18 protein-coding genes are annotated in these 17,856 nt (G+C 54.9%); 11 read left to right on the top strand and 7 right to left on the bottom strand.

All coding sequences use genetic code 11. From position 1 onward, the window contains the following. The first annotated feature begins 112 nt into the window (after nucleotides 1–112). Nucleotides 113–445, top strand: coding sequence for a hypothetical protein (locus AYI87_RS15840; RefSeq protein WP_144203695.1), 333 nt, complete (start codon nucleotides 113–115; stop codon nucleotides 443–445). A gap of 145 nt (nucleotides 446–590) precedes the next feature. Next, nucleotides 591–2,012 (top strand): AmpG family muropeptide MFS transporter, encoded by a 1,422-nt coding sequence (locus tag AYI87_RS15835; RefSeq protein ID WP_186300651.1) that lies wholly within the window; start codon nucleotides 591–593, stop codon nucleotides 2,010–2,012. A gap of 120 nt (nucleotides 2,013–2,132) precedes the next feature. Here the strand turns inward: AYI87_RS15835 and AYI87_RS15830 are convergent, their stop codons facing one another. Continuing rightward, nucleotides 2,133–2,618: a YajQ family cyclic di-GMP-binding protein gene (locus tag AYI87_RS15830; protein WP_011866690.1), complete on the bottom strand. Its 486-nt coding sequence runs from the start codon at nucleotides 2,616–2,618 to the stop codon at nucleotides 2,133–2,135. A gap of 421 nt (nucleotides 2,619–3,039) precedes the next feature. Between AYI87_RS15830 and AYI87_RS15820 the strand changes: the two genes are divergently transcribed. From AYI87_RS15820 to AYI87_RS15805, 4 genes are all read left to right on the top strand, one after another. Continuing rightward, nucleotides 3,040–3,420, top strand: coding sequence for a VanZ family protein (locus AYI87_RS15820; RefSeq protein ID WP_011866691.1), 381 nt, complete (start codon nucleotides 3,040–3,042; stop codon nucleotides 3,418–3,420). Continuing rightward, on the top strand, nucleotides 3,417–4,337 hold the full coding sequence (locus AYI87_RS15815) for a ketopantoate reductase family protein (RefSeq protein WP_144203692.1): 921 nt from the start codon (nucleotides 3,417–3,419) through the stop codon (nucleotides 4,335–4,337). The genes AYI87_RS15820 and AYI87_RS15815 overlap by 4 nt, the downstream gene beginning before the upstream one ends. A 157-nt stretch (nucleotides 4,338–4,494) precedes the next feature. Beyond that, nucleotides 4,495–6,006, top strand: coding sequence for a sodium-dependent transporter (locus AYI87_RS15810; protein WP_144203690.1), 1,512 nt, complete (start codon nucleotides 4,495–4,497; stop codon nucleotides 6,004–6,006). Further along, nucleotides 6,003–6,119 carry a MetS family NSS transporter small subunit gene (locus AYI87_RS15805; RefSeq protein ID WP_144203688.1) on the top strand — a complete coding sequence of 39 codons (117 nt, stop codon included), beginning with the start codon at nucleotides 6,003–6,005 and terminating at the stop codon, nucleotides 6,117–6,119. The genes AYI87_RS15810 and AYI87_RS15805 overlap by 4 nt, the downstream gene beginning before the upstream one ends. 43 nt (nucleotides 6,120–6,162) lie before the next feature. Here the strand turns inward: AYI87_RS15805 and AYI87_RS15800 are convergent, their stop codons facing one another. Beyond that, nucleotides 6,163–7,047, bottom strand: a complete 885-nt coding sequence (locus AYI87_RS15800; RefSeq protein ID WP_144203686.1) for a LysR family transcriptional regulator — start codon at nucleotides 7,045–7,047, stop codon at nucleotides 6,163–6,165. Nucleotides 7,048–7,199: 152 nt separating this feature from the next. Between AYI87_RS15800 and AYI87_RS15795 the strand changes: the two genes are divergently transcribed. The 5 genes from AYI87_RS15795 (at nucleotide 7,200) to AYI87_RS15775 (ending at nucleotide 13,107) form a co-directional block, all read left to right on the top strand. Further along, entirely contained in the window at nucleotides 7,200–7,559 is a 360-nt protein-coding gene (locus AYI87_RS15795) for a DUF413 domain-containing protein (RefSeq protein WP_144203684.1), read from the top strand. Nucleotides 7,560–7,562: 3 nt separating this feature from the next. After that, entirely contained in the window at nucleotides 7,563–8,597 is a 1,035-nt protein-coding gene (gene gshB / locus AYI87_RS15790) for a glutathione synthase (RefSeq protein WP_011866696.1), read from the top strand. Beyond that, on the top strand, nucleotides 8,584–10,590 hold the full coding sequence (locus tag AYI87_RS15785; RefSeq protein ID WP_144203682.1) for a flavohemoglobin expression-modulating QEGLA motif protein: 2,007 nt from the start codon (nucleotides 8,584–8,586) through the stop codon (nucleotides 10,588–10,590). Before gshB ends, AYI87_RS15785 begins: the two co-directional genes overlap by 14 nt. Before the next feature lie 271 nt (nucleotides 10,591–10,861). Next, nucleotides 10,862–11,524 (top strand): phosphatase PAP2 family protein, encoded by a 663-nt coding sequence (locus tag AYI87_RS15780; protein ID WP_260865157.1) that lies wholly within the window; start codon nucleotides 10,862–10,864, stop codon nucleotides 11,522–11,524. A 143-nt stretch (nucleotides 11,525–11,667) separates the two neighbouring features. After that, entirely contained in the window at nucleotides 11,668–13,107 is a 1,440-nt protein-coding gene (locus tag AYI87_RS15775) for a methyl-accepting chemotaxis protein (RefSeq protein WP_144203679.1), read from the top strand. A gap of 7 nt (nucleotides 13,108–13,114) precedes the next feature. Here the strand turns inward: AYI87_RS15775 and AYI87_RS15770 are convergent, their stop codons facing one another. The 5 genes from AYI87_RS15770 to AYI87_RS15750 form a co-directional block, all read right to left on the bottom strand. Next, nucleotides 13,115–14,035 (bottom strand): DMT family transporter, encoded by a 921-nt coding sequence (locus tag AYI87_RS15770; RefSeq protein WP_144203677.1) that lies wholly within the window; start codon nucleotides 14,033–14,035, stop codon nucleotides 13,115–13,117. A 233-nt stretch (nucleotides 14,036–14,268) separates the two neighbouring features. Continuing rightward, on the bottom strand, nucleotides 14,269–15,117 hold the full coding sequence (kdsA, locus tag AYI87_RS15765; protein WP_011866701.1) for a 3-deoxy-8-phosphooctulonate synthase: 849 nt from the start codon (nucleotides 15,115–15,117) through the stop codon (nucleotides 14,269–14,271). A gap of 51 nt (nucleotides 15,118–15,168) precedes the next feature. Next, nucleotides 15,169–16,446 (bottom strand): DUF819 domain-containing protein, encoded by a 1,278-nt coding sequence (locus tag AYI87_RS15760; RefSeq protein ID WP_144203675.1) that lies wholly within the window; start codon nucleotides 16,444–16,446, stop codon nucleotides 15,169–15,171. A 125-nt stretch (nucleotides 16,447–16,571) separates the two neighbouring features. Beyond that, nucleotides 16,572–17,360, bottom strand: coding sequence for a tetratricopeptide repeat protein (locus tag AYI87_RS15755; RefSeq protein WP_144203673.1), 789 nt, complete (start codon nucleotides 17,358–17,360; stop codon nucleotides 16,572–16,574). Then, the gene (locus AYI87_RS15750; RefSeq protein WP_011866704.1) at nucleotides 17,360–17,746 is read right to left on the bottom strand and encodes a SirB2 family protein; all 387 of its coding nucleotides are present in this window, start codon (nucleotides 17,744–17,746) and stop codon (nucleotides 17,360–17,362) included. Before AYI87_RS15750 ends, AYI87_RS15755 begins: the two co-directional genes overlap by 1 nt. Between the last annotated feature and the right edge of the window lie 110 nt (nucleotides 17,747–17,856).

The raw sequence follows: 17,856 nt of genomic DNA, 5'->3' as shown, positions 1-17,856 counted from the left end.
GATGTTTCTTTCATTAAAGTGCCATAAATCAGAACATTAAATTTTTTATCTCAGACAACTGGCGTTCAATCCACTGGCTATACTTAGGCCTGTAGTAGCAAGGAGGCGGACGATGACACCCAATGAGTTCATCGATAATAAAGCGCCCCAGCTGGCTCAATATGGAAAAGCGTTTTTAAATAATCAACTCGATTTCAATGAGATCCAGCTTTACTTATGGGACACCCTAGAAGAGTGGGCACAGTTCAATCATCAGGGTGATGCGCAAACCGATATCGAGCGAGTGTTTTGGCACTTGATACACGCCTTCGACAGGTGGCCCGACTGGACCATACGGGGCAATCAGTTCTTGCGAAAGCAGATTGACGATTGCTGCGATTTTCTCAGTCTCGGTGGCACCTGCCCAAGTTGTTGTATCGGTACCAGACCAAGCTCAATGTCATAGCAACTATCTTTATTAAGATAATTCGAAAAAAAGCCAAGCTCAGTCTTTCCGGACTGGGCTTTTTTCATGACGGATTTTTCACTTTTTATTTGCGGCTCCAGCGTTTAAGCTAACCCCACCTAGCCTGACAACGCCGACTGCTATTTTGATTGCATCCCGAGTTTCCCGATTGCGAGACGCCCTCACCATCTATTTTCACAAGCGGGTATTGATCCTGCTGTTTCTCGGCTTCTCCGCCGGTCTGCCCTTGATGCTGGTGTTCTCAACCCTCTCCTTTTGGCTAAGGGAAGCAGGCATAGATCGCACCGCCATCGGCTACTTCAGCTGGATAGCCCTCGCCTATGGCTTTAAGTGGGCCTGGTCGCCTCTGGTAGATCGCATGTCGCTGCCCTTCTTAACCAGAATATTGGGACGGCGCCGCGGCTGGATGCTCTTCGCACAAATGCTGTTAGTGCTCGCCATTTTAGGCATGAGCCAGAGTGACCCCTTGGCCGACCTGGAGCGCCTGGCGCTGTTCGCCCTCATGGTGGCCTTCGCCTCGGCCACCCAAGACATTGTGATCGACGCCTTTCGCATCGAATCGGCGCCGCAGAAGATGCAGGCCGCCCTCGCAGCCGCCTATCAGGTGGGCTATCGCAGCGCCATGATTGTCGCCACAGCCGGCGCCCTGACCATTGCCGCCTGGGTCGACCCCAATAGCGAGACCTATGATCTCACCTCCTGGCAGACTGCCTACCTGGTGATGGCGGGCCTGATGTTTATCGGTATCTTCACCACCCTACTGAGCAGCGAGCCCAAGGTCGAGGCTAAGGAGGCGGACCAGATAGAATCAGACCTGAAGCAGAGCCTATCAGAGCGCTACCCCAGGCCCGTGGCTGCGGCGGCCTCCTGGCTCTATACCGCTAGCATACTGCCCTTCATCGATTTCTTTAAACGTTACGGCCGCAGCGCCATACTGATCCTGCTGTTGATCTCCTGCTACCGGATCTCGGATATCGTCATGGGGATCATGGCCAACGTCTTCTATGTGGACATGGGCTTCTCTAAGACGGAGATAGCCACCCTCAGTAAGGTGTATGGCTTAATCATGACCCTGGTGGGCGCTGGCGCCGGCGGCATGCTGCTGGCCCGCTACGGCACCATGAAGATCCTCTTCTTAGGCGCCTTCATGGTGGCGGTCACCAACCTACTCTTCGCCTATCAGGCGATGATCGGCTACAACCTAGAGCTATTGACTGTGGTGATCTCCATCGACAACTTCAGCGCCGGAGTCGCCACCGCCGCCTTTATCGCCTATCTCTCCAGCCTGACCAGCAGCGGCTACAGCGCCACCCAATATGCCCTGCTCTCCTCCATCATGCTGCTGTTTCCCAAGTTTGTGGCGGGCTTCTCGGGCCAATATATCGATGCCTACGGCTATGTGAACTTCTTCGTTGCCGCCAGCGTCATCGGCTTCCCTGTGCTGGGGCTGATTGTCTTGGTACAGAAATACGCCCCCCATCCCAACGGCGACGAGCAGGCCGAGCCCCTGAACTCGCCAGATGTGCAGCAGGCGAGAGACCAGTAAGCGAGAGACAAATAAGTAGCCAACGCCCACTCGTCTCGATAACAGGCAATAAAAAGCCCCGCTCATCGGCGGGGCTTTTTAATCAGAGCTTAACGCTCATTAACCTGAAATAGACGAGAATTAGTCTCTGAAGTTATTGAACTGGAACGGCTGGCCCAGATCCGATTCGCGGGCAATCGCCATCACCGCCTGTAGATCGTCACGCTTCTTGCCGGTCACTCGAATCGAGTCGCCCTGAATCGCCGCCTGCACCTTAAGCTTGCTGTCTTTAATCAGCTTCACCAGCTTCTTGGCCACCAGGCTGTCGATCCCCTCTTTAAAGGTCACCTTGAGCGAGAAGGTCTTGCCGCTGTGAATCGCCTTCTCGGCAACGTCCATAGAGGCTGGGTCCACGTTACGCTTGCTCAGCTGGTTGCGCAGCATGTCGACCATCTGCTGGCACTGAAAATCAGACTCAGATGACAGGGTCACCTGATGATCTTTATAGGAGACTTCGCTCTCGACACCGCGAAAATCGAAACGGCTATCCAGTTCGCGGCGCGTATTGTCTACGGCGTTACGCAGTTCAACTTCGTTCACTTCCGATACGATATCCATCGAAGGCATATTTATCATCCTCTATTAGGGCCTGTTGATCTTTGCTGTTTGTTTTTGCAGCAGTTTGCAGGTGATTTATACAAGGCAGAGCCTGTGTCGTGTAGTATTCTACACAAACGGGCGATAACGCTGTAGAAATGGCCTACAAACGCTGCCCAACGGGTTCATCTAAACGCACACCGCGCTTTGTTGTTCGCCATTCACATAGAGCAACTATGCTTCATGGTTCTCGCCTCGCGCAAAACGCGTTTAGAATGAACAAAAATTAAACTTAAAAGTTCAACAGGCCCTAGCTACTTTATCTGCCCGCTAGTTTACCCGCTCGGGCCTGTGAGCGCCAAAAATTCTTAATGTTACAACAGGCGTTTCTTAATGACTTTAAGATGACATTTTCCTATGATTGGGCAAAACCACTCAACCTAAGCGATCCGTGAATTCTCGAAAAACCTTTTTTAAGATAGCGCTTCTTCTTGCCATCATAGTGATCAGTTACCTGGTATTCTCCCGCCCTAACTACCCACAAGTGATCCCGCACATGGATAAGCTTGGCCATCTGGGCAGCTTCTTCTGCCTGGCGCTATTAACCCATCTCGCCTTCGAACCTAAGTGGTACAGCCTGGCAGGCATACTGGCCGGCTATGCCCTCTTCATCGAACTGGTACAGTCGCGCCTGCCCTATCGCAGCGCCTCTAGCGCCGATTTCATCGCCGACATGGTGGGTGTGCTGCTGTTCTATTTCGGCCTCTGGCTCTACCGCCGCTATATTAAAGCCGCCGTGATCGGTAAAACCCGGGCTAAGACCCAGTCATGACGACAAGTGATATGACTCATACGGGTAAGATAGTGATCCTGGGCGCAGGCGCCATAGGTCAGCTGCTCTTCCAGCAGCTATCAGCCTATGGACTCTCGCCCGCGCTGCTTGGTAGAGACGCAAGCGCGGATAGCCAGACGCTGGAATTTACCAATCTCGATGGCGAGACAGTTACACGCCAGGCGAAGTTTATCGACAAATCGATGCTGGCCAACTGCGAGCTGCTGATCGTCTGCGTCAAGGCCTACCAAGTCGAGACGGCCCTGCTGCCACTATTAGATGCCCTCCCGACAGATGCCCACATCCTCTTGCTGCACAATGGCCTAGGCCCTCACCTTAGCGTGGCGCCCCATCTAGCTGGTCGTGGCCTAAGCCTGGGGACCACCTCCCAAGGCGCCCTGAAACAGGGGAGGTGGCAGATCAGACAAACCGGATCCGGGCTGACACAAGTTGGTCACGCCCAGGGACCAAGGCTTGCGGACAATCTACGCCGGGCGCTGCTTGGGGCGATTCACAACAGCGAGTGGTGCGAGCCCATTCTGCCCATGCTGTGGCAGAAACTCGCCATCAATATCGCCATCAACCCGCTGACCGCCATCAACGATTGCCGCAACGGCAAGCTGGCCGGTGCTAAATTTACGCCGACCATACATGCACTTGTCCAGGAGGTAGTTAGCGTGGCAAACGCCGATGGGATAGCACTTAACCAAACGCAGCTGACCGAGCGGGTCTATCAGGTGATCCAGCTTACTGCTAGTAATTACTCCTCCATGCATCAGGATATCCACCATGGCCGCCAGACGGAGATCGAAGCGATCACCGGCTACCTACTGAGCCGCGCCGCCGAGCACGGCATAGCCACACCAGCCAACCAGGCCCTCTACCACCAGCTAAAATCCCTTGAGCAGGGCAGCTAACGCCATACACTAGCCTGCACATTAGCCAACTCGCTAACCAACTCTCTAGTCAGCTCTCTAACCAACTCTCTAGCCATACCGGGCAGGACAATTTCTGCCCCACCTCGACATAAGCGTCTAGAATTATTCTTAAAAGGCGCGTGGCTCGAGGTGATCGATGAAACGAGAGCAGTGGAACTCTAGGGTAGGTTTTATTTTGGCGGCGGTCGGCTCGGCCATCGGCCTGGGCAACATCTGGCGGTTCCCCTACATGGCCTATGACAACGGTGGCGGCGCCTTCTTCATCCCCTATCTATTCGCTATGATCACCGCCGGCATCCCCTTTATGATCATGGAATTTAGCCTGGGCCATAAGATAAAGAAGACCTCACCGCGCATCTTCGCCCAGCTCGGCCACACCCTCGGCTTCAGACTCGAATGGCTCGGCTGGTTTCAGGTGTTTATCGCCGCGGTGATCGCCGTCTATTATGTGGCCATCATAGGCTGGACCCTCTCCTATCTCGGCTTTTCCTTCAGCCAAGCCTGGGGAGACAATCCCAATGACTTCTTCTTCAATCATTACCTTAAACTCGGCAACAACTCCCCCTCCCACCTGGGCGAGTTTCAAATCGGCATAGCGATCGCCATGAGCATCGCCTGGCTGATGACCTTCATGGCGGTCTTTACCGGAGTCAAAGGAGGGATCGAACGTGCCAACAAGATCATGATGCCCATGCTGTTTATCATGGTGCTGGTCCTTATCGGCCGCATCCTGTTTCTGCCCGGTGCCCTGTCTGGGCTCAACTACCTGTTCGAGCCCGACTTTAGCCGCCTGCTGGATGCCCAGGTCTGGTCCGCCGCCTACGGCCAGATCTTCTTCACCCTCAGCGTCGGCTTCGCCATCATGCTCGCCTATTCCAGCTACCTGCCGAGCAAGGCGGATATCAACAACAACGCTTTCATGACGGTATTGATCAACTGCGGCTTCTCGATTCTGGCGGGGATTCTGATCTTCGGTGTGCTCGGCTATATGGCAGAGGAACAGATGAAACCGCTGACCGAGGTAGTCAGCTCGGGCATAGGCCTGGCATTTGTCACCATACCCACGGCCATCAACCTGATGCCGGCGCCCTATATTCTCGGCCCCCTCTTCTTCATCGCCCTGGTGATCGCCGGATTAAGCTCCCACATCTCCATTATAGAGGCGGTGACCAGTGCGGTGATCGACAAGTTTCATGTGCGCCGCAAGCCCGCAGCCGTGTTGGTGTGTAGCCTGGGCTATCTAGTCTCCATGGCTTTTGCCACCAATGGTGGCCTACTGCTGCTGGATCTGGTGGACTACTTCATCAACAACATCGCCTTGCTGCTCAGCTGTCTGCTGGAACTGGTGATCATCACTTGGCTGCTCAAGGTGACAGTGATCCACCAGCATGCCAATGAAAATTCGGAGTTTAGGGTCGGCGGCTGGTTTGTGATCTGCCTGCGCTTCATCAGCCCGGCGATTCTGGCCACCATACTGGCGAAGAACCTCTACAACACCTTAGTCAACGGCTATGGCGACTACCCCATTGCCGATCAGCTCTTCTTAGGCTGGGGCCTGGTGGGCACCATGCTCTTCTTTGCCGTGCTGATCAACTTCACCAGCAAGTCGCCTGGCTATCCAGACCAACATCCAGGAGGTAAAACATGAGTCACAGCGCCCTTATCATGATGCTGTTTGCATTGACGCTGACCTGGGGCGGCGCCGCCTTGTGTATCGCCATCGCCATCAAACGCAAACAAAAAGAGGAGGCCGACGATTAGCCGGCCCCCTATTACTCATTCAATAAGAGTCAGTTCAAGCAGATCAGCCCAACTGACCTATCTGCTGCAGGCTGAAGGCGGTCAGAGGGTCTATCTCCTTGACCAGCTCCTCAATCTTGATGATCGCCTCCAGTGACCCGCTGTCTTTACGGTAGGAGAGATAGATGGGACGATTCCAGGGCTCCACCCCTTCTACCCGATAGAGCTGCTTAGATTGCAGAAACGGCTCGACTATCGACAGCGGCAGATAGGCCGCTCCCGCCTTATCCAGAATAAAGTCCAGGGCGATACGCCCGGTGGAGGTACGCAGATAAGGTGGCGGCATACGATAGTGGCGCTCGGCGTGCTCGGAGGCGAAACGTGTGCCCCAATCCACATAAACATACTTATCGCTCAGCGCCTCGCTCTGATCGCAGGGGCGAGTCGAGACCAACACCAGGATAAGGTCGGCCACCTGCTTACACACCAGCTCCTCGGACTTAAGCGGATCGAAGGCGAAGGCCATGTCTAGGGTTCGCTCCAGCAGATTACGGTTGAGCTGCTCGCGACTCAGCGCCTCGGCCAGGAAGCCATAGCCGCCGAAGGCATCTGTCACCTTACTCAGGCAGTGCTGCAGATAGGCATCCCAGATATTGGGCGTCCCCGCCATGGTCAGCTGCAACGCCTTATGGTTGGTCAGGGCCAACTCGTTCTTCGCCTGCTCCAGGGTACTCACCATCACCTCGGCATAGGGCACCAGACGCTCACCCGAGGTGGTGAGTTGAATGCTATTGCGATTGCGCACAAACAGGGCGGAGTCGAAGAAGGACTCCAGCTGCTTAATACGGGCGCTCACGGCCGCCTGAGTGATATAGAGATTCTCCGCCGCACGGCCGAAATGCCGGGTTCTGGCCACCTCTAAAAAGGTCTTAAATACTTTGACGTCCATTTTATTCTCTCAGTCAATTTCACCGAGAGAATAACAACTAATCCTAATGGTGACGATAAAAAAGTTTTGTTTCTCTTTTAACGACAAAAATCATAATTTCGCGATCGAAAAACCCTGTAGTTACAGCGTTGCTATCACAGTGAGAGGTTGTTATGTCAGAAGATTCATTTCGTTTTGGTCAAAAGCGTTTTTTTGATGACAAAAACTTTCCCCGCGGCTTCAGTAAGTCCGGAGAGTTCACCTTGTCTGAAGCTGAATTGTTGAGCCTATATGGCGATACTATGCAGGCCTTTGAAGCAGGCGATCTTGAGCCTGAAACTGCAGAGGAAAAACACTTTGTTAAGGTACTAAAACACCCCAACAAGGCTAATACCAAGCTTGAGCATGTATGGTTGAAATACACTAAGCTTACCCGCGAACCAAAAAAGTTCCACACCCTAAACAGCACGAGTAACAAGCGTGTTGAACAGTATGAATATGTGGAATCTCCCCCAGAAGATGAGGTTGCTTAAAGAATGCACATCTGTTTTTTGATGTACCCGTGGGAGCGTATCGATCCTGAAACCGATACCACCCTGAGATTAGTTCATGAGTGCGCGCAGCGTGGTCATACCGTTGCCATCACCACAACCAGTGGGCTGACCATTCGTGACAGTAGTGTCTACGGGTTTTGTCAAATCATCAAGAAAGGGATGAAAATATCGGACAACATTCCCCGCTTTTACCGCTCCGCCGAATTTCATAAGGCGCGCCTGCCCATGGCCGGCTTCGACTGCATCTTTATGCGCGCCAATCCGCCGCTGGATAACCTGGCGCTTAACTTCCTGGATTCGGTAAAGGGTGACACCCTGATCATCAACGATCTAGAAGGGTTAAGAGTCGCTAACAACAAACTCTACACCGCCAGCATGAGCGGTGCGGCAAGCCAGTACATTCCAGCCACCCACGTGTCGAAGAATCGCGACTATCTGCAACGAGTGCTGGAAGAGAGCGAAAGCGATAAGATGATCCTCAAGCCGCTCAACGGATTCGGCGGTCATGGCGTTATCGTGATCGAAAAGAGCGCTCGCCAAAACTTCAGCTCGCTGCTGGACTTCTATATCGGCACCGACGAGCAGAGCAACTATGTGATCTTGCAAGATTACATCGAAGGCGCCGAGGAAGGCGACAAGCGTATCCTGATGCTCAACGGCGAGCCTATTGGCGCCATGCGCCGCGTACCCGCCTCTGGCGAGTTCAGATCTAACGTCCATGCCGGCGGCAGTGTGGTCAGACACACAATCACACGTGAAGAGCGCGAGCTGTGCGCCGCCATCGGCCCAAAGCTGGTGCGCGACGGTCTCTACTTCACCGGTCTGGATGTGATCGGCAACAAGCTGGTCGAGGTTAACGTCCTCAGCCCGGGCGGCATCACCCGTATCAACAAGCTTAACCGCGTCCGCCTGCAGAAGCAGGTGATCGATTTCGCCGAAAACATCATCAACTCCAAAGAGCTATTGGTGCAACGTAAGAGTGCATATCGTCAAGCGGTAGAAAATGCAAATCTATAGTCTCGATCAGATGCTCTCCCTGATTAAACGCGGGGAGACATTCTCAGGCCAGCTGGCCTCCTCCGGCTGTGTGATCACCATCCAAGAGTATCTGCCCGTAGTGTGCACCGCGATTCACGCGGGGCACAACCTGCGCCCAGAGCTGATCAAATTATGTCAGCTGAGCGCAGAGGAGCGTTACTTCGAGGAAGATCCCTTCACCGACGAGGTGATCGCCTCCCAGCCCATTACCCTGGCGGGCAGCGATTCGCGCTTTGAGTACGATCTCAATCGCCCTAAGAGCCTGAGTACCTATTACAAGTCCGCCTGGATGAAGCAAGTGTGGCGCAAGCCGCTAAGCGCCAAACAGCGCGCCATCAGCCACGCCAAACACCAGGATTTCTATCGACTCTACGAGGCCTTAATCGCCAAGTTAGAGAGCATGTTCGGCATGGTGATCGTGTTCGACCTGCACTCCTACAACTACAAGCGTATCGAGAAGGCGACGCCGGTGTTTAACATAGGCACCTCACAGATCGATATGGAGCGCTGGGGCACCGTGGTCCACAAGTTCCAACGTGAACTCAAGACCATCACCCTGCCCAACGTAGAGGTGGACGCCGAGCTGGACGTGGCCTTCGAGGGCCGCGGCTACCTGATCGCCCACACCAACGCCCGCTTCGACCGCACCTTAGTGCTGCCGACGGAGATCAAGAAGGTATTCATGGATGAGTTGACCGGCGAGGTCTACCCCATAGTGCTGGACGATCTCAAACTGGGCCTGAAGAACGCCTTTAGCGCCACCAGCGCCTACTTCCAGCGTAAGCTCAATCGCCAGAGCAAGACCCGTAGCGCCGACATGCTCAGCAGCGCCATCGAGCCCGAGGTGCTGGAGATAGACGCCGCCCTGTTCCGCTTGGCACAGAAGGTCGACACGCTGAAGTATGTCAACCCGACCAACCTGGCGGCCGAGCGTCGACGCTTCATGAAGGCGCCGAGTCGTTTCAAGCCAAATTTTGCCTATCGTCAGCTCCCTATCGATGCCAACGAGTTCAAGTATCGTCTCTATCGTCTGCCCATAGACAATATTGCCGATCCCGCGCTCAAGCAGCTCTATAAGGATATCGTTAACAAGCTGGGCGAACAGATAGATCTCCTGACCAGTGTCGGTCAGGAAGGCTTCGTCTACAACTCGCTGCGTTACCATGGCCGCCCGGATAAGAGCGCCATCGCCAACGCCAAGTTCCTGCTGTACGCCAAGGAGATCCCCGAAGAGAGAGGGGAAAGCCTGGATGCCCATCAGGTGTGCGAGATGATGAAGCAGAGCGCCGAGCAGTGGCAGATGCGCTGTAAGATTGGCCTCAGCGGCGCCATCGTTGCCCGCGCCATGGTCAGCTCAAATCCGGCGCAGCTGGCGATCAGCACCCATGCCCAGTTCCATGAGAGCGAGGTGCAGCGGCTGATCCAGCATGAGCTTGGGGTGCATATGGCTACCACGCTCAACGCCAAACAGCAGTCGCTTAAGGTGTTGCGTCTGGGGCTGCCCGGCTCTACCTATACCCAGGAAGGCCTGGCGATTCTGGCCGAGCTTAAGGCGGGCTTCATGGCCCACTCACGCCTCAACACCCTGGCGGCGCGCGTGCTGGCAGTAGACTCAATGCTCAAAGAGCAGGACTTCTATCTCACCTACAGCTATCTCATCGATGAACTGGAGATGGACAAGGATGATGCCTTCGTGACCACGGCCCGCGTCTATCGCGGCGGCGGCTTCACTAAGGACCACCTCTACCTGAGCGGCTTCCTGGATATGTTACACCTCTCCAAGACCCGCAGCCTGGACAACCTGCTCGTGGGTAAGACCAGCGTGCAATACCTGGATCTGCTCGATGAGTTGGTGCAGCGCGACTGGCTGGTTCCGCCTAAGTACAACGTCATCCCGACCAGTAACTTAGAAGAGAGCCCTAGCCTCAACTACCTGATCGAGAGCCTGCGCAGCTTAGCGACCCCTTTCTAAGTCGCTCGTCATGGCGGCAAGGTAACTCCCTGCCGTCATGACGCTTACTTATCCTCTGCTCTCTTTTCTCTTTTCTCTTTTCTCTTTTCTCTCAATGCTCAGTTTTCACGTCTCACATCACCCGTTCTTATCCCCTGACAAGCACTGTGAACAAGTGCTACAACAACTGCTGCAAGAAGCAGCCCAAAATAAGCAGAGTGTGAGGTAGCAAACTTTGCAAGCACTCGGATTTGCCTTAGGCTAGAGCTTTCTCCCAAAGATGCATAATTCCATGCTAAAACATCTATTTCCCAGTAGCGTCAAGGGCGCCCTGCTCCTCTATGGCCTGCTGCTTACCCTGGTGCTTATCTCGGTTCACCTTATCGATCGCCAGCTGGCGGATCTGATGCACGCCCAGCAGCTGTCACACCCCGCACTAAAGCTTCTGAGTAAGACGCCCTTGCTACTGGAGTTTCTGGCAGGGCTGACCATCTTCGCCTGCATCAGCGAGCGCTTTCGCACCAGGTTCCAGGCCCTGGCCATTGAGTTGGTGCTCACCCTGGCCCTGGCCTTCTCGATTCGCTGGGTCGCCAAACTGCTCTTTGGCCGCACCTGGCCTGAGAGCTGGATAAGTTTAGGCGATGGCCATAATCCCTCCTGGGTAGCCGATCGTATTGAGGCGTTTCATCCTTTTGCCCAGGGACTCGCCTATGATTCCTTCCCCTCGGGACATGCCCTGCTGACCTTCGCCCTCGCCTTCACCTTCTGGCGCCACACGCCTAAGCTGTTGCCCCTCTGGCTTGGCTGCATGCTTGCCGTCATCAGCGGACAGTTGAGCCTCAACTATCACTTTCTCGGGGATCTGCTGGCTGGGGCTAGCTTTGGTCTGCTGGCCAGCCAATTGGCGCTGACGCTACACAACTCCCTCAAGGGACGAATGGCAAGCTTGACCTAGAACAGGTGCGCCGCAATCTATGTAAAAAAAACGTTAAACCATCCTGTATTTATTGGTAAAAAAGGCGTAATTTTAAGGATGTCGCCGCATTTTATTCTACTATTGTCTAAGGCCTCAGCCTTAATTCGAGACGGAAAAAAACTATGAGAGAAGTTAATTTTCGCACCATAGACAAACTCTTCATCAAGATGTCTATTAACGATAAATTTTGGGTCATTGGGGCGCTGTTTTTCATCGCCATCACCTGCATCGGCGTCAGCCGCTATCAAGGCAGCATAGATGCCATAGAGCAAGCCTCGATGACGGCGCTGGAAGGTGAGCTATCGGGCATGGTGCGCGCCCTGGAAACCAGCGGCCAGACCGATAAGTTTGCCAGCCTGAATATCCAGCCCAGCGGCCAGGCAAGCTCAAGCCGCAGCCAAGACAGCGTCACCGCCGTGGTGCGCAGCGCCGCGGGGCAAAACCTGTCGCTGACGCAGAATGTCGCCAGCCACGAGCGCGACGCCAAACAATCGGCCCTCTACAGCCTGCTGCTCACCTATCTCTGGTTACTGCCGTTTGCCGTCCTGCTCTACTGGAACGCCACCTTCATCGGCGGCGCCCTCTGGGTGCTATGGACCACCACCAAGAATATCGCCAAGGGTGACCTCACCTCACGCCTGGGCTTTCACCCGGGTCGCGACGAATTTGGCACCATAGGCTGTGCCCTGGACAACGCCATGGACACGCTCACCGAGCTTGTGGTCACGGTGAAAGATAATGCCGAAACCCTGCATCACACCGCCAGCTCCTTCGCCTCGGAGAATCAGGAGAGCGAGCGCCAGATAGAGCAGCAATACCTCTCTCTCGACTCGGTCGCCACCGCCATGGAGGAGATGACGGCCTCAGCCGGTGAGGTGTCGAACATATCCAACAGCTCGGTGGAGAAAGTGGAGCAAAACTCACAGTCAATCCGTCAGAGCTATGAGCGCGTACAGAAGGCGATCAAGGATATCGAGCAGCTGTCTGGCTTTATCGAGCAGACCTCAGATTCGGTCAGCACCCTCAAGGTGAATGCCACCAAGATCAACGAAGTGATCACCACAATCAACGCCATCTCGGAGCAGACCAACCTGCTGGCACTGAACGCCGCCATTGAGGCCGCCCGCGCCGGAGAGATGGGCCGCGGCTTCGCCGTGGTTGCCGACGAGGTGAGAACCCTGGCCAGCCGCACTCAGTCGGCCACGGTGGAAATTCAGGCAATGATCGAGAACCTGCAGCAGGAAACCAACAACATAGATAACATCACCCAGCGCACGGTCAAGCAGGCCGAATCCAGCCAGTCGCTGATCACCGAGATAGGCACAGACGTCAGCGCCATCAACGAGTCGTCGCAATCGGTTATCGACATGAGCTTCCAAATCGCCGCCTCCTCGGAGGAGCAGAGCGCCGTGGCCAACGATATCGCCTCCGAGCTGAGTGAGATACGCCAGCAGGCCAACGTGATCAAGGAGCTGGCCAACCAATCCTCGATCGGCGTCAGTCAGCTGTCACAGGCCTCCGAGAGCCTGGGTAAGATCCTCGCCCGCTACCAGACAGCCTAAGTCCGCATCATCCCCAGATGACTAAGATGGCCGCCACTGCGATAAGCAGCAAGGCGGTCATCTCCTTCGGCTTCACCTTCTGCTTCAGATAACTCCCCGCCACGATTAGGGTAAAGAACACCTCTACCTGGCCTAATGTCTTCACATAGGGCACCGCCTGCAAGGCCATGGCGCTGAACCAGCCGATGGAGCCAAGACAACTGGTCACACTGATAGCCAAGGTCAACTTAGGCCGACGCCACAGGGCCGCCAGGGTCTGACGGTCCCGCAAGTAGAGAAACAGCAGCAAGACAATAGTCTGCAGGCTTATCACCCAGAACAGCACCCAGGCAGCGCTGTGGGGAAAGGGCATAGTCAGCACCTGGCTCGCCTCTCTGACCCAGAGCGAGGTGAGCGCAAAGGCGCTTCCGCAGGCGAGTCCCAACAGTAACACCTGAGGCGAGAGCCTGGCAACCCCAGCCCCCTTGCTCATCAGGAGCACGGCCACGGCACCTATCACCACGCCGAGCCAACCCAGCAGGCTCAGTTGGGTGCCGAAAAACAGGGCGCCAAACACGGCGGCGACGATCGCCTCGCTCTTGGCAAGGCCTGCGCCTATGGCGAAGTCTCTGAGCTGAAACAGCTTCACCATCAAGCCCGTGGCCACAATCTGCATCAAGGCGGCGCCGAGCACGAATCCCCAGAAAGGGGCGGGAAACAGCTGCAGATTCGCTTGCCCCGCTTGTTGCCCTGCTTGTTGCCCCGCTTGTTGTAGATCGGGCGGCAGGAAGAAGTAAAGCGCAGCGAGATAACAGGCGGCGATCGGCCCGGTCCAGAGAAAACGTGCCAGCGTCACCCCGGCCACCTTGACATCACGGCTCAGCTGACTCTGCAGGGCATTACGCCAGGACTGCATGAAGGCGGCGAGAAAGGTAAAGACAATCCACATAAGCGACTCTCACAAAAAGGGGCTACTAGCCTAACGCTTAACCGCCAACCGGGCGAGTGAAAATGCCTCATGGAAAGTGAGCCGTGTGATTAAGCCTTAGGACGATGGCAGGCTAAAGCGCAGATACCAGAGGCAACTCAATGAACAACAAAAAGCCCCGCACATGCGGGGCTTAAGCATTATGTCAACCTCGATGTCGACCTCGATATACAGCAGTCAGAGTTAAGGCTCGCTTACTTGCTGGTATCGATGGGGGCGAAAGATTTCACCAGATCGTCGATCGCCTTCATCTGGGTCAAATAGTTTTCCAGCTGATGCAGTGGCAAGGCACATGGGCCGTCACACTTGGCGTTGTCAGGATCCGGGTGCGCCTCGATAAACAGACCCGCCAAGCCAAGCGCCATGCCGCTACGGGCCAGCTCGGTGGCCTGGGCACGACGACCGCCGGCGCTATCGGCACGTCCGCCTGGACGCTGCAAGGCATGGGTCGCATCGAAGATCACTGGGTAACCCGACTGCTTCATCTCATCCATGCCCAGCATGTCAACCACCAGGTTGTTGTAACCGAAGCAAGAGCCGCGCTCACACAGGATTATCTCGTCGTTACCCGCCTCGTTAAACTTGGTGATGATATGACGCATCTCATGGGGCGCCAGGAACTGCGGCTTCTTCACGTTGATGATGGCGCCAGTCTTGGCCATGGCTACCACGAGATCCGTCTGACGTGCCAGGAAGGCGGGCAGCTGGATGATATCCACCACCTCGGCCACTGGCTGGCACTGGTAGGGCTCGTGCACGTCGGTGATCAGCGGCAGGTTAAAGGTATCTTTAATCTCCTGGAAGATCTTCAGTCCCTCTTCCATGCCTGGGCCACGGTAAGAGTTCACCGATGAGCGGTTAGCCTTGTCGAACGATGCCTTAAACACATAAGGGATCCCAAGCTTCTGAGTAACTTCCGCATAGGTCTCTGCGATCTGCATGGCCAGATCTCGCGACTCGAGCACATTCATGCCGCCAAACAGGACAAAGGGCTTGTCGTTTGCAATTTCAATGCTACCTAACTTTATGGTTTTATTACTCATCGCTACTTCTCTCTTAAGAAGCCGGGGCAAGCCCGGCAGGAATCAAATTCTTTATTGGGCCACGACCTGAAGTATCTGACCACACACCCATGCCATATAGGTGCCTACAGCATAGCCTAATACGGCTAGGAGTACACCGACAGGGGCCAGGGCTGGGTGGAAGGCCGCAGCCACCACGGGCGCCGAGGCCGCACCGCCGACGTTGGCCTGACTGCCCACCGCCATGTAAAACAGTGGCGCGCGGATAAGCTTGGCCACCAGCAACATGAAACCGGCATGGACTATCATCCAGATGATGCCGATGGCGAAATACCAGAGGTTGGCCGGGTCAAACAGTTTGAACACATCCATATGCAGGCCGATAGTCGCCACCAGGATATAGAGGAACGCCGAGGCGACCTTAGAGGCACCCGCCGCCTCGAGATGACGCACAGGGGTAAAGGACATAGCCAGGCCTATGGTAGTCACCGTCACGATCAGCCAGAAGAACTTAGAGGTCAGGCTGTAATCGCGGGTCCAGGGATAGTTGGCCTCAAAGAAGGGGCCAAGGAAATCGGCGATCACATGGGCCAGACCCGTGATACCAAAGCCCACGGCGACTATCATCATCAGATCTCGCAGGCTGGCGATACGGGCGTTTTCGGCGTGATACTTCTCCACCTTCTCTTTGAGGGTCTCGATGGCGCGGGTATCGGCGCCCGTCTTGGCATCGATCTCCTTGGCCTTAGAGGCCATAAACAGCAGCACTGCCATCCAGATGTTGGCCACGATCACATCAACCGTCACCATAATGGAGAAGATGTTGCCACCGGCCTCGTAGATCTCCTTCATCGCTGCCTGGTTGGCGCCGCCGCCGATCCAGCTACCGGCCAAGGTGGTCATGCCGCGCCAGACCGCGTCCGGGCCGCTCACTCCGAGGATCTCAGGGTTAAGGGTCGACACGATAAGTAAGGCAATAGGCCCCCCTATCACTATGCCGACGGTACCGGTTAAAAACATCACGATCGCCTTGGGGCCCAGGCTTAAGATCGCCTTGAGGTCGACACTTAAGATCAGCAGCACCAGACAGGCAGGTAACAGGTAACGGGAGGCGACAAAATAGAGGTTTGAGGTATCACCATCCAGGATATTAAAAGAGTTGAGCAGCGAAGGCAGGAAGTAGCACAGCAGTAGCGCGGGAATGAAACGATAGAACTTCACCCAAAATGGGTGCTGGCTGCTATTGGTATAAAACACGAATCCTAAGATCACCGCCAACAAGCCCAGGCCTGTGGCATCATTGGTGACTAACGCCGTGGCGTCATTGCTGACTATCGCGGTACTGCTCATCTCATCTCCCTTTTATTTTGTATGGGTTATTTATTGTTGTAGTTATAGTGGTGGCCGCTAAAGCCGATTGGCAATCGCGGCAAATTTCGCCCCGCATCGGGCCATCCCGGCCTCGACGCTAAGGGTTAATGATAGACCTCAACCTCGTCGTTGAGTTCTTTTAACTGTAATTTGACCAGCTCGGTCACAGGGTCGTGGGGACTGTTATCGACAAAGTGTCGCAGGTCCGCCGCCGCGACGCTGATGCAACCTAGCTGCTGGGCGATAAAGGCCCGCTCCCGGTTAAGATTCAGGTCATCTTGGTGCCACTGCATCAATAAGTTACAGCACTCCATGGCGCTCTCAAACTTGCTCGCCAAAATGGCGCCGGCCTTGAGTTCATGCAGCATGCGTGACAGCAGGCGCTTGAGGCTCGCAGGCTTCAGATAACGCGGCTTAAAAGGCGCGCCATTACCTAACTCGCCGCGCACCAACACATGCAGTTGATGACGAGTCAGGGATTGCCCGGTGAGCGGGTCGATATAGTGCACCTTATCGTCGATACGACAGCTTAGCACTGTGGTGCCCGGCAACAGCAGCGGCTGCAACACCAGATCCAGTTGCTTACCCAGCAGCATAAGCACGCTTGCCAGTGTGGTACTGTTACCCTGCCGCGTGGTGATGCAGCTAGCCAGATCTGCCGCCTCGATACTGAAATAGGACTCTCGCGCACAGAAGCCGAGATCCTGATAGAACCATTGCAACAGCGCCTCGAGACGGGCTTCTCTGTCGACCAGATAGTGGCTAAGTACAGCGCCTGCCAGTTCAAACCAGGCCCACTTAGCCGCTTCCTTATCGGAAAATCCCAGGTGCTCGGAAATATCAAAGGCGCTCTCTGGAAGGGAGAGCGCCTCGTTTAAGATCAGGTTTGTCATTAGCTCATTAATATTGCTTGTTTAAACATGGCAATTTTCGCAGCGTACATCACCCAGGCCAGCGCGCCCAGGGCGGCGAAGGTCTTGAAGAGTTTGTTACGGTTAGCCTTGAGCGAGATAGCCGCCAGGAAGATGTAAGCGATCACTGCGCCTATCTTCTCGGTCAACCAGGCATCCTGAAACGGATACTGCTTGATGATGAAGCATAAGGTTAGGCCGGAGAGCAGCAGGAAGGTATCGATTACATGGGGTGCAATCTTAACAAATTTCTTGTCCATGATGGCTGATTGTTTAAGATGCAGCACAAATCGTACGATAAAAAACAGCACACTCACGGCAATCAGGGTGAGGTGTATATGCTTAATAGCTGGGTATAAACTGTCCATTATATCTTCTTTCGTGGCTCGCAAAGGCGCTAGTGTACCCGATCAAAGGCCGGGGCACCAATATCATACTCTTGATTCTTAGCGATAATGCCGCCAGATAATTTTCATAC

Source organism: Shewanella sp. KCT (genome assembly GCF_007636505.1).
Classification (GTDB): Bacteria; Pseudomonadota; Gammaproteobacteria; order Enterobacterales; family Shewanellaceae; genus Shewanella; species Shewanella halotolerans.
The sequence above is the reverse complement of the archived record's forward strand: the minus strand, read 5'-3'. Positions and strand labels throughout refer to the sequence as shown.

Coding starts and splice junctions, on each gene's coding strand:
- AYI87_RS15840 (WP_144203695.1), top strand. CDS start 113: ATGACACCCAATGAGTTCATCGATAATAAAGCGCCCCAGCTGGCTCAA.
- AYI87_RS15830 (WP_011866690.1), bottom strand. CDS start 2,618: ATGCCTTCGATGGATATCGTATCGGAAGTGAACGAAGTTGAACTGCGT.
- AYI87_RS15815 (WP_144203692.1), top strand. CDS start 3,417: ATGACGACAAGTGATATGACTCATACGGGTAAGATAGTGATCCTGGGC.
- AYI87_RS15810 (WP_144203690.1), top strand. CDS start 4,495: ATGAAACGAGAGCAGTGGAACTCTAGGGTAGGTTTTATTTTGGCGGCG.
- AYI87_RS15805 (WP_144203688.1), top strand. CDS start 6,003: ATGAGTCACAGCGCCCTTATCATGATGCTGTTTGCATTGACGCTGACC.
- AYI87_RS15800 (WP_144203686.1), bottom strand. CDS start 7,047: ATGGACGTCAAAGTATTTAAGACCTTTTTAGAGGTGGCCAGAACCCGG.
- AYI87_RS15795 (WP_144203684.1), top strand. CDS start 7,200: ATGTCAGAAGATTCATTTCGTTTTGGTCAAAAGCGTTTTTTTGATGAC.
- gshB (WP_011866696.1), top strand. CDS start 7,563: ATGCACATCTGTTTTTTGATGTACCCGTGGGAGCGTATCGATCCTGAA.
- AYI87_RS15785 (WP_144203682.1), top strand. CDS start 8,584: ATGCAAATCTATAGTCTCGATCAGATGCTCTCCCTGATTAAACGCGGG.
- AYI87_RS15780 (WP_260865157.1), top strand. CDS start 10,862: ATGCTAAAACATCTATTTCCCAGTAGCGTCAAGGGCGCCCTGCTCCTC.
- AYI87_RS15775 (WP_144203679.1), top strand. CDS start 11,668: ATGAGAGAAGTTAATTTTCGCACCATAGACAAACTCTTCATCAAGATG.
- AYI87_RS15770 (WP_144203677.1), bottom strand. CDS start 14,035: ATGTGGATTGTCTTTACCTTTCTCGCCGCCTTCATGCAGTCCTGGCGT.
- kdsA (WP_011866701.1), bottom strand. CDS start 15,117: ATGAGTAATAAAACCATAAAGTTAGGTAGCATTGAAATTGCAAACGAC.
- AYI87_RS15760 (WP_144203675.1), bottom strand. CDS start 16,446: ATGAGCAGTACCGCGATAGTCAGCAATGACGCCACGGCGTTAGTCACC.
- AYI87_RS15755 (WP_144203673.1), bottom strand. CDS start 17,360: ATGACAAACCTGATCTTAAACGAGGCGCTCTCCCTTCCAGAGAGCGCC.
- AYI87_RS15750 (WP_011866704.1), bottom strand. CDS start 17,746: ATGGACAGTTTATACCCAGCTATTAAGCATATACACCTCACCCTGATT.